This is a genomic window from Acinetobacter sp. V89_4 (genome assembly GCF_029967875.1).
GTDB lineage: Bacteria > Pseudomonadota > Gammaproteobacteria > Pseudomonadales > Moraxellaceae > Acinetobacter > Acinetobacter oleivorans.
The window spans coordinates 110,060-124,922 of the sequence record NZ_JASCAI010000030.1; the positions used below are offsets into that span (position 1 = coordinate 110,060).

Genomic DNA, 14,863 nt, shown 5'->3' on the forward strand with positions numbered 1-14,863 from the left:
GTTCTAAGTCCAAAGTTTAAATTAGTTATTCAACACCATCACATCATCTTCTGAATTTTCAGTGACACTTTGCACAAATGTATGTGCTGACACCGTATTTTCACCAAAGACAAAAGGAATGATATGTTCAGGGAAATGCATGCTCAGCATAAAGCCATAAATATCAGCTAAATGTTGGGTATGCCCTAATGAAGATTTCACATAAATATAGTGATGTGGTTCTACAGGTGTTTGAAGAAAGTGCTGCTGCAATTTTTTCGAAACTTTTATATCGGTCTGATCTGACAATATCAGCACATAAGGTTCCTCACCTTCATGCTGAGGTAAATCATGAAATTCAAAATTAGAAAAAAGCTTTGCTATATCTTGTTGGCCTACAACAACTTTCAGATTTTTAGTCGGCTCTAATTCTTGAATTTTCACTAAAGGATCTGCCAGTAAACAGCTTGCTGCAAATTCAGCAGGAATATAATCTTTAATCATCCAAGACTTTTCATCGACTAGATCCTGATCAATTTCGGAATCGGCTACGAGCAAAAAGAACATCTCATGTTCTCTTTTATGAATACTCTTTAATAGGTGTATCAGCTCTTGATAAGCCAGTTGCTCTCCAAAAAAATGATATTCAATATGGATCTTTTGAGCAGGAATGCCGATCTCAGCAAAAAACTCTAAAATTAATTCATTACTTTGTTCATCATTCCAGATATGTAATAAATCCTCCGAAAGAAGGATATGTAGATTTAAGCGATTTAATCGATAAACTTCGACTATCGGCATTTGAACATCATCATATTCAGACTCAGGATCAACCCATGCCGGATGCATATGATATTCACGTGCTTGCTGCGACTCATAAAATAAAGTTGAACGTTTTAAATGCTCTGCAAGAAGATATAAGTTTTCTATATTTTGTTCTAATTGCTGTTTTATTAATGACATCATACGAACTTGTCGTGGAGATGCATACTCGCTCTCCTCATGATTATCTTCATCAAAGGCTTTAATACGATAAGATAAAAGAGGCAATCCATAAGAATTTAACAGTTGATCATCCAGCTCTGGACTTTTAAAGTTTTGTAGCTCTGCAATAATGCTTTCATTCTCACCAAATGCATGCACAGCAAAAGAAGAGTAAATATTAAAATCTAGCTGTTCGAGTGGTGCATCGGTTACTGCAGTTTGTTTTTGGTTAGTATCATCTTTATCTTGATTTATAGCTTGTTCTTTCTTTTCTTTATAATTTTTATAAGCGCTATAAATTAACCATGGCGATAAAATCACCAAGGTAATAATTGCTGGTAATAGCAGGAAATAAAGGAAAAAATCACCCTTATCAGGGTTATATTGAACATCACGCCAGTAGAAAATAATAAATCCACTAACTAATGCAAAAATAGCGATGAACGAGAGTAATATTTTTTTAATCATATTCGCTCTCCAATAAGGCTATAACATGTTTCATGGCTATGTACTTTCGGTTCTCGTGATATAAGAAAAGAACCTTGCCCCAAACCATTCTGATTAGGGTGAGTGAGACAAATAGGTTGTATTTCTGACTCATCCAATACGAGTCGAAGATCTATTGATAAAGTTGGACTGCACCAAGTTTCTACAATTTTTTTAAGCTTTAAACTTAACTCTTGATTTGGTAAAAAACTGAGATATTGCTGACGCTTTAATGGCCCAATTTGAATTTCAATTTTCCCATCAATTTGCTGAATGGTTTCACCACAAAATGTATTAACACCAAGTAGGCTCGGCTGAGCTCCACCCAAAGTGGTTAATTGGTCACTCGCTAACTTAAAAGATTCTTGTATAAACTCTTTAATCGTAATTTCATGCTTAAAAATACACGACAGCATCGTTTTTAAGGCATGAACTGTATTATTCTGGCCCTGCATTAATCCAGAAAACTCTGCAAAATAGTCATCAAGCTCTGTTTGCTGATGTTGTGACCGTACATAGCCATTCAACGCATGCAAAATATCGAGATAATCATTTTTATGCTCGATCTCATATCGAATCGGCAAATTATAGGTAATGCTCGACTCTACATATTGAGCAGTAAGCTTATGGTTAAATAAGCTCAGAAACTCTTTAGTTTCAGCTCTTTGCTGACGCGAAGCTTGTTTAATCTTGTTCGTATACGTATACGGTAAAGCGCCTTGTATGCCCGTAAGACCAACAATTAAATTCGTGATATAAATCCGCTCGTCCGTTAATTCTAAATTTTCAATTTCTGTAGCAGGAAAATTTAAATTAAAGGATGTCTCAAACTTAAAATGATCACCCCAAGATGTACCAAATGTGCGACTTGAATCGTGTCTTAATAGCCGTGTTGCTTGAATAAATTCAAAAGACTTTGGCTTTGTAAAGAGCTCAGCTGTTATAGAAGAGTCTTGCCACCAACGTTCTGACTGCATTGGTATAACTCCTGCTGAGATGAATAATCCTTAACAACCAAATCAACGAAACTATTAATTTGAACCTTTAAATTAAAAACACGACTTAACAATTGGCTAAAAATGTATAGGCTATGCCCTCTAAATACAGATGAATCAATTTGCAATTCGGCCTTCACACCCCTTACAAACATTGGAAATGGCTTTCCATCTACAAGTTTGTGAGTAAGTGAAAATTCAAGATGCTTAATTGATTCAATAATTAAATAATTTTCTTTTGACAATGGTAAGTTGTATAAAGCAAGTAACTCTTTAATAGGAGATACCGCATCACCTTTCATTAAAGCTAAACTATTCAATGAAAGGTGCGAAATAACACGCCACTGCTCACTCTGACTTTGACCAAATTGATATGGTTTTGTAGGTCTTTTTAAAACAATCGCACGGCGAGCCAAACTACTATCATTGAGGTTCAATATATTATTAGACTGACCCAATGCCTCATGTGGTAAGTCACGATTTGAACATAATAATTTTGTGCTAATAAAATCCGAACGTGTTGACGAAGGATTTAGATTTTTAGAAATAATTGAATACCCCATTTCGACGAAATTGGGTTGTAATTTTTGATAGTTCACTGAATAGAAAAAACGAGCCTTATCAACATGGTAGTGACTCATCGCGAAAAAAGGTAGTACAGGAACACAGCTTTCTTCTTGACTCGTTTTTTCACGAACCATATTCATTTCAGTAATTGAATAGACTTGATAAAACTCAGGATGATGAGCATCTGTAATCAGCGGATATTCTAATTGCTTATGTACAATTTTTTGAGGTTCAGCGTATTTTTCAAATAAATTAATGACTGGTGTAGTAAATAATTTAAAATTAGCGATATTTAATTCAGAATAATTTCGGACTACGGCTTGATCATTTAAATTTAATTTAAAATGTATAAGCAGCTCAAAACCACTCTCTTCTAAAGATAGAAGCTTTAAAAAACTTAAATCGAGTTTTAGATAATTAAATTTTTCAGGAAAACAAAAATATTCCATCAGCAAACGATAAGCATGGTGAGTATGCTGATCGAGAGGCAATAGACTTTCTTGCTCTGAAAAGCCAGTTAATTCAAATGGATTTTTATTCAGCTCAACAACTTTCTGCCCTATTTTAATAGCAAAAGTTGTCCCCTTCTTAAAAATACTGTCTAGTACTTGAAGTGGAAAATTAGAAATTGCATCTAAATAAATAGGTAGTTTTTCATCTTTTAAACATAGATGAGCATTGTTAAAAATTTCGAATTTAAAATTTAAAGTCGCATTTTGACTTAAATGCATATGTGCACTAGGTGTACTTTTAAACTCTAGCACTTGCAAGCTTATCGGGAGTAATTTGACTTCTTGTGTAGTATTGAACTCACACTGAACCCCTTTAAAACTACGCGACTTTAAGACAGTGTGCGCAGGAACAATATGTGCTTCTGTGAGCTGCTTTATCTTATTTATATCTTCGAAACTGACCACCGAACAAGCAGGAAAGTGACGTAAGTATTGAGGAAACATCACCTCAAATAGAGAACGTGTAAATACGTCATAGCTATCAGCAAGCTTTTTATCAATGCGGGCAGCAATTAATGAAAACGCCTGTATAAGACGCTCAATATGCGGGTCATCAATCTGCTCTTGATTTAAAGATAAGCGCTGAGCAATTTTCGGATATTTTTGTGAAAATTCACGAGATTGCTGACCAAATTCTTGTAGTTGTTTTTCGTAAAACGGTAAAAGCTCTTCTATCACAACACACCCACTACGCTTAGGTTCTCGCTGAAATTACATATTGCTGCGTTGTCGGTTTTAGCAATGCATCAAAAACGACAGGTTCATACAGTGGATGAATATTTAGATAAGCCTGAATACTTAAACATAGTGCCCCCATATTATGTCCATCCAACAACATCTCTACCCGTATTTGTCTTAATCTAGGTTCATGAGCTGCTATTGATTGTTCAATGGATTGGCAAATCTTGTCTCGATCTAGCGGATTGGCTGTAGAAAGCCCCACAAAATCAATAATCCCGAACTGAAGTATAGATTTTTTAACTAGCGGATAATCATCGACCACATGATCCAATTTAGCGACTCGACTATTCAGCAAGTCTTCTAAATCTTTTGCTACCGATTCTCTTAACTGCTGAATAGAAAGACCCTTTGCATAATCTTCACTTTCAGGAATTAAGCGATCAAACAAAGTTGAACGAAATCCGTATGGATAAAGCCGATCTAAATTCATTCGAGTTCACAACAAGCATGCTTAAAGACAGCAGAGGCTAACTTTATGTCAGCCTCCACCAAATATTCACTTAGATAATTATGCTGCGTAAGAAGCAGTATTATTAGAAAGTGACCATTTCTTAGTAACAGCACCTTTAGCAGTACCGTTAATATCTTGTTGGTTATAAGTCCACTCAACAGCTGCGTATTTCAAACCAAACGCTTCAGTTGGAACACCTTCTTCGTTAACAGTTGGAGTTACACTAGAAACTAGAACATGCTTCAATTTAATTTGTAAGTACTTGATACGTTTATCGCCATTTGCACGATAAAAATCAATTTGTACTTCATCAAATGTATAACCAGCTGAACATGCTTCCCATAATTTCGGGCTAGTTGCATCTAGGTCTTTAATAAAAAGCATATCTGAATGTTCAACACGCTCAGCAGTATGACCACCAACACTACTTGAAGTAGCAGATTTAGGTTGACGAATGTTGTGAGACCAAGAGTTAACTTCTAACCAGCCTTTGTGCTCAGAGTCACGAGACTCGCCATCAACTTTATATTTACCGCGAAACTCAACGTATATATCTTTCATTTAGAACTTTCCTATTTGTAATTTAAAGTTATTCTTTCGCTGACCTTTATTAATTTGAGGACTGAGGTAACTCAGTAACAAGTCGCAAAGAAACTGACAACTCATCCAGCTGGAAGTGTGGTCGCAAGAAAACCACAGATTTGTAGTGACCTGGTTGAGCAGGATCTTCTACAACTTTTACAGACGCTTCGCGTAGAGGGTATTGAGCTTTTGCTTCTTGAGAAGCACCATCATCAAGTAATACATACTGTGACAACCACTCATTTAAGAATGCTTCAACATTTCCAGCAGAAGCAAAGCTACCCACTTTGTCTCTCATCATTGCTTTTAAATAATGAGCAATACGTGAAACGGCCATGATGTACTGAATTTGACTTGATAAAGCAGAGTTAGCATTTGCTGTATCATTGTCATATTTTTTAGGTTTTTGAGTTGATTGCGCGCCAAAGAAAGCAGCGTAATCGGTATTCTTACAATGCACTAAAGGAATAAAGCCCAAATCGCTTAATTCTTTTTCACGGCGATCAGTAATCGCAATTTCTGTTGGGCACTTGAATACCACTTCGCCATCTTGTGTTTTAAACGTATGAACAGGTAAGCCTTCTACTAAACCACCGCCTTCAACACCACGAATTGCAGCACACCAACCATGCATATCAAATGCATTTGTTAAACGAGTACCGAAAGCATAAGCAGCATTCATCCACAAATATTCGTTATGGTTTGCACCCGAAACATCTTCAGCAAAATTAAACCCTTCTGTAGCAGTTCCTTCCTTTGGATGATAAGGAAGACGACCAAGCACATGCGGCAAGGTTAAAGCGACATAACGAGCATCTTCACTGTCACGGAATGAACGCCATTGAACATATTCAGCTGTTTCAAAGATTTTCGACACATCTCTAGGGCGATCAATATCTGTAAATGATTCAAGACCAAGAATGCTTGGACTAGCCGCCGAAATAAACGGTGCATGTGCCGCTGCAGCAACATGAGAGATTTGCTCAAGCAAATACATATCAGAAGGCGTACGGTCAAATTCGAAATCACCAATCAGTGCCGAATATGGTGCACCACCAAAAGATCCATATTCTTCTTCATAGATTTTTTTGAACAAAGTACTTTGATCAAAGTCTGTAGCACCTTGAAAATCTTTTACCAGCTCTTTTTTAGTCGTATTCAACATACGAATTTTAATGAGAGGATTAGAAGGTGTTTCTTGACAGAAGTAGTAAAGACCACGCCAAGTTGACTCAATCTTTTGGAATTGCTCATTGTGCATGATCTGACTTAATTGATTTGAAATCAGAGCATCAATTTCTGCAATACGCTTATCGATTGATAAAGTCATATTTTCAGAAACTGTAATTGTTCCTGCCATTACTTCTTTAGCAAGTTCACCGATTAAGCTTTTTGCACGCGAATGTTCTTCTTCATTTCGAGCAATACGACTCTCTTCAACAATCGAGTCTAGAAGATTAACTTGTTCATTTTCAGCAAGAGGCATTGCTGCCGATTGAGCATTATTCATGATCAGCCTCCGCACTTAATTTACGGATTTGATCAGTACTCTTAAGCACTTCATCAAGTAAGTCTTCTAAACGCTCACTGTTAGAAATCTTATTTCTTAAATCTGTTAAACGCTCACGTGCTTCAACAAGTTTCTTTAATGGGTCAACCTGTTGAACAACATTTTCTGGGCGAAAATCTTCCATTGACTTAAATGTTAAATCAACTGCAATTCTTCCGCCCTCTTCAGTCAGCGTATTATCTACTTGAAAAGCAGCTCTTGGAGACAATGACTCCATAACTTCATCAATATTATCTAAATCGACATTAATGAATTTTTTATCTTTTAATTTTGTACGTTCAAGCTCAGAAGCTGCCGAAAAATCACCCATCACACCAACAACAAATGGTAGTTCCTTCGCTTCTTTTGCATCACCAATTTCGACATCATATGTAAGCTGAACACGTGGAGGTCGAATTCGCTGAAGCTTCTTTTGTACGCTTTCTCTCTTAGCCATAAGATTCTATTCCTGATTATTTAATTAAAGGGTCAAAAGGCGAACTTTTTGATTTATTAACATTGGCTACAGGGGCAGTTTTTGGTTTAACCGCAGTTGCTTTTGCTGGAGTTGCTACTCGTTTTGTTGCTGCTCTGGAAGCTGTAACTCTGTTGCGGGTTACAGTTTGTTTTCTATAACTTCTTCTTTCATTATCAACTGAGCCACCTTCTGTAGCCGCCTTAACATTTGAAATATCTGGCGCAGGCATTGAAGTATGGATATTTTCAATTAATTGTTTAGCGGGTGGATAAGTTACATCATTGCTTAAATAACGCATTTCCTGACTTCGCATTTGCTGCAAAGAGTTATTTGCAATGCTTACACCAGATAAAAATAAAACATCTGTTATTAATGAACCGCGTATATTTTGACTTTGCAATTGACTTGCCAAATTTAATGCTTTAACTGGTTGATTGGTTTGATAAAAGCGCATAGCTGCTTTAGCTAATAAATCATTTTTTTGAGTCGTATTATCACTATCACAAACTTGTTTAAAAATATTCAATAGCTCAGGGTCATTCTGACCTTCTGCTAAAGGATTTTTTTTAATACAACTTTTTTTAAGTTTTACAGGCTCAAGTTCTGCTGCATGAGCACCTGATAGACCGATAATGTTTCCAGTCAGAGAAAGTATCAAAATACTTCGTTTCAACACAACTTTCATTCCTCTGTTTTCTTATTTATTCAAGGCTTTACTGAAAAGTTAATATTAATAAAACATTAAAAAATCAGTCTAAAAACCTTATATTCAAAAAATTTACGCGCAGTTTATCATATAAACAAACATATTTTATATAAAAATCATATCAACTTAAACTAAAAGTAAATAGTTAAGATGGTTATAAAATATAGCTTAATAAAGTTATTCTTATAAAAATATAATATTGTTATTTTTTGTAATTAAAAATAAGTTGTTGATTTTTATGCATTAAATAAAAATTAAAACTAAACCAAAAATTATCATAAATATCATTTAGTTAAGTTTTATGAAACATTTTCTTAAAAATATTTTATTTGATTTAAACGATTGGACAGATTAAATGATTGCAAAAGATACATTTCAAATTTATGAAAGTAAAATTCAATGTAAATAAAATTTAACTTGTCAAGACTAATCTGTCTATTTGGTATATTTTTTATTTCACTCTGGGAGAGCAATTAGAATCAATAAAACTCATAGATTTATGAGTAACCATCTTTCTCTTAAGGTCAAGTTCTTAGATAGTTCAAAACCACACTCAATATCAAGAAAAATAAACTATTTGGCGTTATAGTTTTAAAGAATATTGCGAGTTTTAAGTTAGAGAAAAATAAAAAGACCTTTCCACTCAAAAGAACTTTTATTTAAGTATAAATTTATATTTTAGACTTCCAATAATTAGCTTTTTCAGGACTAAATTTTGAACTACTATCATCCGAATAAATATTAAATAACAACTCTGCTCCAGATTTATTTCCATTGCGTACAGCCATTTCTGCATATCGGATTGATTCATCTAAATTCTGTTTCATACCTGCACCATTATAATACTTAAGAGCAGTATTATATTGCGCTAACGCATGTCCATGATCAGCAGCGCGTTTAAACCAGACAAGTGATTGAAGCGGATCTTGCTCTACACCATCACCTCGCTCATAAGCCAAGCCTACATTGTTTTGTGACTCAAGATCTCCCTGTTCAGCAGCTTTTAATAACCACTTAAAAGATGTTTTGATGTCTTTCTCGACACCATCACCTACATATAATTGAGCAGCAACTACCGTCTGGGATTGTATGAGTCCTAATTCAGCAGATCGAATAAAATATGTAAAAGCTTTTGCTCTATCCTGTTTTACATTTAAACCTTTGTAATAGGCCAACCCAACATTGTGAATTGCGGAAGGATTTCCCTTTTTAGCTCCTTCTTCAAACCAAATTAAAGCTTTTTGATCATCTTTTTTAACAACTTCATTGCCATTTCGATAAATCAGTCCTAATTGAAGCATGGCATTTGAGGAGCCTAGTTGTGCAGATTTTTCAAATAGTTCCAATGCTTTCTTTTGATCAAATTTTTCACCTTCGCCTGTGGCATACATAGATGCTAATACAAAAATAGCCTCTGCATCATTTGCCTTCACAGCCTTTTCCAGATCATGTTTAGACTTGTATTCAGACACATCTTTATAATCTTTAGTCAAAGTTCCGTGAGTGTGTTCTTCTTTGTCTTGAGTGCATGCAGATGTGAATAATATTAAGGTAATGACAAACAATCTAAGCTTCATTAATTAACCTTTTACTTCAAAAATTTTTCTTATCAAAATAATCTTCTGGATAAGGATCTTGGCCTTTTAAATTTTTTCTATACTTCATTACACTAATCTGAACACCATTATCAGTTAAAAAATCATTATAAAAATCCTGCTCTTTAGGATTTTCAAAACCTAATTTTTCAAATATTTGTTCAGATAAATTGCCAAAATTCTCGTATGATTTTCGAAAACTAAAATAATTTATGAATGCAGAAAATGAAAATGAAATAAAAAATGTTATAAGCACTGCCTCAAAGAAGAATATTATACTCTCACCAGAATAATCAGAAGAAGAGATAAAACTAAATATAAGTATCACCATGAACAAGCCAAATGACAGAGCACTAAAAAAACAAGTCTGCATCATAATAGCTCTATATCCCATTTTTACTGAACGACCCATTTCATAGATCATATACAATAGACCTGATTTAGGATCAACAATTGCATAAACTTGATGACGTCCATCAATAGTTTTTTCGCTAATTACAGCAATCAATTCGTCATTTTCTTCAAAACGTGCTGTCGTAAATTGCCCTACTAATGGATACTTATCTATTTCACCTATAAAAGTTATACCATCTTTTGCTTTTCCAGCCATTAATAAAATAGGTGAGCTTGTAAGTAAGGAGCTGCTTCCAGCAAGTACACCTGCAAAAGCGGTACCTGCTGCGATGTCGCCCACATCCTGATTTACAGGTATTTTAGATTTGGCTTTATCTAGAGAATGGATTGGGCCCTGAACCAGTTGAAGATGTAATTTCAAAATCTTTACCTTTAAATAACCTTTTAGCCTTTAGTTATTGGCCCCATTCTTTTATTTTTGCTCTATATAGCTTTCTGGATATGGATCACTTTCAATAACTTTTCTATATTCATATACGGATTCTAGTAACAAATGATCTTTTTCACTCAAATAACGACTTGGCAATAAAAAAACCTCTTGCGGATCTTTAAAGCCATACAAACTAAAAATTTGTTCTGACTTTTCTGAAAAATGTTTTAATGAGTTGGATGCATTTTTAATAATAAAAAATAAAATAAAATAAAATAAAATAGCCACTCCTAAAAAAATTAATATATCAACCTGATTAAAACCTCTTGCCCAAAAATAAATTAAAGATCCTAATAAAATTGTTATTGCGTACCAAACATTTCTACCTTTAGCTATAGAAGTCTGATGAGCTTTAACAGAAGCTCCCATCCCAACCTGCATATGAAGTAAGCCTGTTTTAGGGCTCAATACTGAATAAAGTTCATACAAATTTTTTTCAAGACGTCTTACGACACAAATGACATATTCATTATGTTCAAATAACGCACGATGGAATTGCCCTACGCAAACTTTACCATCGATTTCCATAACAACTGATTTGACATGTAAACGACTACGTGAAGCGAGAAATACAGTTTGTGCAGACAATGAAACATTTTCTGCCACACCACTCAAAATCGCTGAAGATGCAATTTGAGCATCACCAGACTTTCCAAATGCACTTAAAGAGTCATCATAAATCTCTAATCTTTGAATGCGACCTTCAAATTTTAACATCTCATACATTTTAAACGCTCACTATCGCTTTCATAAACTCTTCATATTCTTCATCTGCAGTTTGGAATTTTTTTTCATTTCTAGATGTAGATTTAAATATTGACTCTTTTTTAGGGTCAGATGCTAATTTAAAAGCTGTTTTTTGACACCAATCTTCCATTGCATCATCCAAAACATATTTTTTAAGTAAAATTTCTGCGCTAATTAAGCCTAATGTTATAAGATTCAATCCAGCAATTACTCGAGCACTCATTAAAAATGCGACTAGAGCATTCGCTGTGAATTTAGTTAAAACTCTTTTAATTACTGCATTTTTGCTATGTTGTAAAATAGCACTAGCTAATACACCTGCCTGTCCAATTGACAAGCCTAAGTTGATCAAAATTCTGGTAAATAACATTGTTTGGATAACAAGTGAGTTCGTCTCTTTTAAGGTTTTTGAATCTACATATAAACCAGTTATTCCACCTAAAGTTCCAAGACTTCCAGCAGTTAATCTAAATGCTGCTGCAGAGGCCGCTGCACCTGTGGCAGTTCTACGGCTCCAACTCTCACCTAACATATCAAATGCAACAGCAGATACCGAGAACATCGAACCTACTAATTGTACGGATAGCTCTGGCTTATCTTTAATATCAGATTTCCAAGCATCATATTGGAAATAAAAATTCAGTAACTCAAAAACACCTACGATAGCAAGTATTCGATTTTTGGTAATATCAGGTTGCCCTTTAACTGCTAAGGATACTGAGTTTTTAATTTCTATCGCCCTAGTATTTCGATAAGTATAAGTCATACCACTTTGCGGTAAAGACGAAATTGCAGCAGCTCTAAATTCTAGGTTATACATCAATCTCATCAATGGGATTTGTTGAGCCAAATTTCCTGATCTTAAATATAACAATTGAGCTGTATGACGTTGAGCACCTTCACGCGCCATTATAGTAATTGTACTAATATTTATTGTTCTTAAACGTATATCACCAAACTCTTTTAGAGCCGTATTCAGCATCAAAGATATCCAGTAGAACAGTTTATCTGGCCATTTAAAATCATTTGCCGAGATAAATTTTTTCCCCTCAATACTACCCAACCAACTATCAAAGGCAGCATCGGCTGCGGTAAACATACTAAAACTCTGTTTACTATAATCCAGTAAGTCTTTTGCTGAACTTGGACTTTCAAATATCTTGGCATACTCATCCATCAAGACTTTGTTATTAAAACAATAGGCTCTCAAGAATAGGTTTTTATCCAAAACTTTTTTTTCACATATCCATTTATTAAGTAAATCTTTCCCTTTTTGCAATAAATTCATTCCATACATTAAGTCCATAATAACCGCATGAAAAATAAAGCCATTGCTTTCTTTCGGTGTTTTACCCTGTTTCAATTCCTCACTCTGGTCAAAATAGAACAGACCTTTTAAAAGATTAGAAGAAACCAGCCAGTTATAATGATCATCTACATAGCGAGCCGCAGCAGCATAACTCTCTTCCGATTTCTTATCGACATCCTTACGGAACTTTTCCAAGCCATTCAGATCTAACTGTGCTTGATACTTTTTCCATGCATGATCGCCATCCACAGTCGCTTGTTTAACAGCCTCTGCTCTCTGTTTTTCAAGTTCGGCTGCAGCTTTTGCAGGCGCATTTTTTTCGAAATTTTTAAGATTCTCAAGTCCCTTTTTATCACCCATACGTTCAGCTCTTTGAATCGCTGCTTGAAGATAAGGTTCTGTAATTTTCTTCCTTTGCTGTTCATTTGAATCAATAATTTTGAACTTTGCCTGAATAGAGTTTGCAACTAAGTTTTGCTTCATATTATCAATCAAAGTCATAGTTTGAAGCTTATGTTCGTTGCTAAAGCCGTCTTTATTTTCTTTTAAGAAACTATCAATCTCTTTAAAGCTTAATATATTACGATCTTCATTTAATTTAGAAGTAATTCCAATCGGATCATAAAGCGCAACACCAATATGCTCTTTCGGTTTCTCACTAAATTTCTTGTTTATTGCTCCCCAACGAGCAGAACCATATGATTCTAATGGCAATGCAACAGCACTTAACTGGGCACTAGAAAGACAATGTTGCTGGACAGCTCCTTTTGTTACATCAATTTTTTGCCAGTAGCCTGAAGTCGCATACTGATCAGCATTTTTTTCAAATTGTTCTCTCATTTTTTTGGTGAGTGGAGCGTGAGCATGAAGCAAATAGACCGTCTGGGCATCATCATTATTTATAGAAGGAATGGTAATTAAAGAAGCGTTAGCACTATGTCCAGCTTTATTGCATGCAAAATCTTGAGCAACAATTGGAGCTTTACCCCCTATAGCAAACTCCTGATGAAACCCCTTCTTATTAGTAATATACGCAACCCACTCTTTTTTCCCTGATTTTCTTTTTATGAGTAAGTAAATATATCCTGAATTAATCATTCGAACTGTATATTTATATTCCTTAAGTGAAACATTAGTAACATTGGCCCCTAATTGTGCCGGTAATGGTTTTACTCCTAAACGAGCTACCGAATATTTAAGAGGTAATATATTTATACCTGTAGGGCGACAAAAGTTAGTACATTCCTTTTTAGACATCTGAGTGACTGGTATTTTATTATTCTGAGTCGTCGATGCAGCAGCCTGCTGACTAATTTTGCTTGGATTTGGACTAACGCCTAACTTTTGAACTACTTTCTGCTCTTGTTGTGCTGGCGTCCCAAATTTTTTCATTTGTTTCGCAAAAGTCGGTTTATCATTAGCCATGGTAGCTCTCTTTACATTCTCTTATAACTTGTGAATATTGATTTTCTTCTAAATAGTCCATTGCTTTGGTAAATGAGTTGGCCTCACTTCTATCAACCCAATAATGATCAAGTATGGCTGAAATCAAACGACTTTTTATAAAATTTCTATGCAAAATAACGGAATACATTCCATAAGCAATAAGATCCGTTACATGTAAAATTCCATAATGTGTTATTGCGTGATGAAGTGAATCCAATATCTCATCCTGACGAATCAACAACTTCTCGTCATATATAAGAGATTGTTTAATCACCGTATTCGACAACTCAATTAAATCTAGTTTTGCTGACTCAGCATTTGTAAAAGTAAGAGGAAAAAGCGACCTTTTTTCCTGAATTTTCACCTCATACAAACCGTTAAAAAAAACAAAATGCCAATTCTCTAAAAATGATTCAATTCGTTCGCTTTTCTTATCAATTATTGCGGGCAAGTAAACCAACACTCGTGGATCATACCAACGAAAAATAAATTTATTGTTTGTATCTTTTGCAATAACAAGTTTTTTAAAAGTTTGAACTGCAATTTTTAGATCAACAATTTTGCTAAATCCATGAATAAAATAACCATCCTCATTTTGATCTAAATTCATTAATAATGTATGAGTAATAAAGTCTAATGAATTTGCTAGATCTTCTTTCACTTTTATTTTTATAAAGAAAAGAGCTGGACGGCTATTTTTTTTAGCGCCAGCTGCAATCTCTATTGGTTCCAATTCATAATCTTTTAACTTTTCGATAAACTCATCAAAAAATCCATTCAATAAAGTCTCATCACATAAAAAACTAATATGACCATTTTGTTCAAATAGGTTTAATATTAAATTACTTAACTTTTTAGAATTTAATTCATCTTTAGAAAATAAAAGCTTCAT

At 34.4% G+C, this 14,863-nt stretch carries 13 protein-coding genes; all 13 read right to left on the reverse strand.

Going from position 1 to position 14,863, the window contains the following annotated elements; genetic code table 11:
- Positions 1–21: 21 nt before the first annotated feature.
- Positions 22–1,431 carry a hypothetical protein gene (locus QLG01_RS17920; RefSeq protein ID WP_282497084.1) on the reverse strand — a complete coding sequence of 470 codons (1,410 nt, stop codon included), beginning with the start codon at positions 1,429–1,431 and terminating at the stop codon, positions 22–24.
- Positions 1,428–2,426, reverse strand: a complete 999-nt coding sequence (tssG, locus tag QLG01_RS17925) for a type VI secretion system baseplate subunit TssG (protein ID WP_282497085.1) — start codon at positions 2,424–2,426, stop codon at positions 1,428–1,430. The genes QLG01_RS17920 and tssG overlap by 4 nt, the downstream gene beginning before the upstream one ends.
- Positions 2,390–4,201, reverse strand: a complete 1,812-nt coding sequence (tssF, locus tag QLG01_RS17930; protein WP_282497086.1) for a type VI secretion system baseplate subunit TssF — start codon at positions 4,199–4,201, stop codon at positions 2,390–2,392. The genes tssG and tssF overlap by 37 nt, the downstream gene beginning before the upstream one ends.
- Positions 4,202–4,217: 16 nt before the next feature.
- Positions 4,218–4,694, reverse strand: coding sequence for a type VI secretion system baseplate subunit TssE (gene tssE, locus QLG01_RS17935; protein ID WP_002048404.1), 477 nt, complete (start codon positions 4,692–4,694; stop codon positions 4,218–4,220).
- A 78-nt stretch (positions 4,695–4,772) separates the two neighbouring features.
- The gene (locus QLG01_RS17940; RefSeq protein ID WP_003651052.1) at positions 4,773–5,276 is read right to left on the reverse strand and encodes a type VI secretion system tube protein Hcp; all 504 of its coding nucleotides are present in this window, start codon (positions 5,274–5,276) and stop codon (positions 4,773–4,775) included.
- A gap of 49 nt (positions 5,277–5,325) precedes the next feature.
- Positions 5,326–6,807 (reverse strand): type VI secretion system contractile sheath large subunit, encoded by a 1,482-nt coding sequence (gene tssC / locus QLG01_RS17945; RefSeq protein ID WP_004793199.1) that lies wholly within the window; start codon positions 6,805–6,807, stop codon positions 5,326–5,328.
- Positions 6,800–7,303: a type VI secretion system contractile sheath small subunit gene (tssB, locus tag QLG01_RS17950; RefSeq protein WP_003651049.1), complete on the reverse strand. Its 504-nt coding sequence runs from the start codon at positions 7,301–7,303 to the stop codon at positions 6,800–6,802. The genes tssC and tssB overlap by 8 nt, the downstream gene beginning before the upstream one ends.
- Before the next feature lie 16 nt (positions 7,304–7,319).
- On the reverse strand, positions 7,320–8,009 hold the full coding sequence (locus QLG01_RS17955; RefSeq protein WP_013198292.1) for a hypothetical protein: 690 nt from the start codon (positions 8,007–8,009) through the stop codon (positions 7,320–7,322).
- Positions 8,010–8,701: 692 nt separating this feature from the next.
- On the reverse strand, positions 8,702–9,607 hold the full coding sequence (locus QLG01_RS17960) for a tetratricopeptide repeat protein (protein ID WP_005304006.1): 906 nt from the start codon (positions 9,605–9,607) through the stop codon (positions 8,702–8,704).
- A 16-nt stretch (positions 9,608–9,623) separates the two neighbouring features.
- The gene (locus QLG01_RS17965) at positions 9,624–10,400 is read right to left on the reverse strand and encodes a putative type VI secretion system effector (protein ID WP_199944852.1); all 777 of its coding nucleotides are present in this window, start codon (positions 10,398–10,400) and stop codon (positions 9,624–9,626) included.
- A 51-nt stretch (positions 10,401–10,451) separates the two neighbouring features.
- Positions 10,452–11,186: a putative type VI secretion system effector gene (locus tag QLG01_RS17970; RefSeq protein WP_081399337.1), complete on the reverse strand. Its 735-nt coding sequence runs from the start codon at positions 11,184–11,186 to the stop codon at positions 10,452–10,454.
- Between the two features lie 10 nt (positions 11,187–11,196).
- Positions 11,197–13,950, reverse strand: coding sequence for a T6SS effector BTH_I2691 family protein (locus tag QLG01_RS17975; RefSeq protein ID WP_282497087.1), 2,754 nt, complete (start codon positions 13,948–13,950; stop codon positions 11,197–11,199).
- Complete coding sequence (locus QLG01_RS17980) at positions 13,943–14,863, reverse strand: hypothetical protein (protein WP_282497088.1); 921 nt, start codon at positions 14,861–14,863, stop codon at positions 13,943–13,945. Before QLG01_RS17980 ends, QLG01_RS17975 begins: the two co-directional genes overlap by 8 nt.

Bases quoted from the DNA above. Each gene is read 5' to 3' on its own strand.
- QLG01_RS17955 (WP_013198292.1), bottom strand. From the start codon at position 8,009: ATGAAAGTTGTGTTGAAACGAAGTATTTTGATACTTTCTCTGACTGGA.
- tssE (WP_002048404.1), bottom strand. From the start codon at position 4,694: ATGAATTTAGATCGGCTTTATCCATACGGATTTCGTTCAACTTTGTTT.
- tssB (WP_003651049.1), bottom strand. From the start codon at position 7,303: ATGGCTAAGAGAGAAAGCGTACAAAAGAAGCTTCAGCGAATTCGACCT.
- QLG01_RS17960 (WP_005304006.1), bottom strand. From the start codon at position 9,607: ATGAAGCTTAGATTGTTTGTCATTACCTTAATATTATTCACATCTGCA.
- tssG (WP_282497085.1), bottom strand. From the start codon at position 2,426: ATGCAGTCAGAACGTTGGTGGCAAGACTCTTCTATAACAGCTGAGCTC.
- tssC (WP_004793199.1), bottom strand. From the start codon at position 6,807: ATGAATAATGCTCAATCGGCAGCAATGCCTCTTGCTGAAAATGAACAA.
- QLG01_RS17975 (WP_282497087.1), bottom strand. From the start codon at position 13,950: ATGGCTAATGATAAACCGACTTTTGCGAAACAAATGAAAAAATTTGGG.
- QLG01_RS17970 (WP_081399337.1), bottom strand. From the start codon at position 11,186: ATGTTAAAATTTGAAGGTCGCATTCAAAGATTAGAGATTTATGATGAC.
- QLG01_RS17980 (WP_282497088.1), bottom strand. From the start codon at position 14,863: ATGAAGCTTTTATTTTCTAAAGATGAATTAAATTCTAAAAAGTTAAGT.
- QLG01_RS17940 (WP_003651052.1), bottom strand. From the start codon at position 5,276: ATGAAAGATATATACGTTGAGTTTCGCGGTAAATATAAAGTTGATGGC.
- QLG01_RS17920 (WP_282497084.1), bottom strand. From the start codon at position 1,431: ATGATTAAAAAAATATTACTCTCGTTCATCGCTATTTTTGCATTAGTT.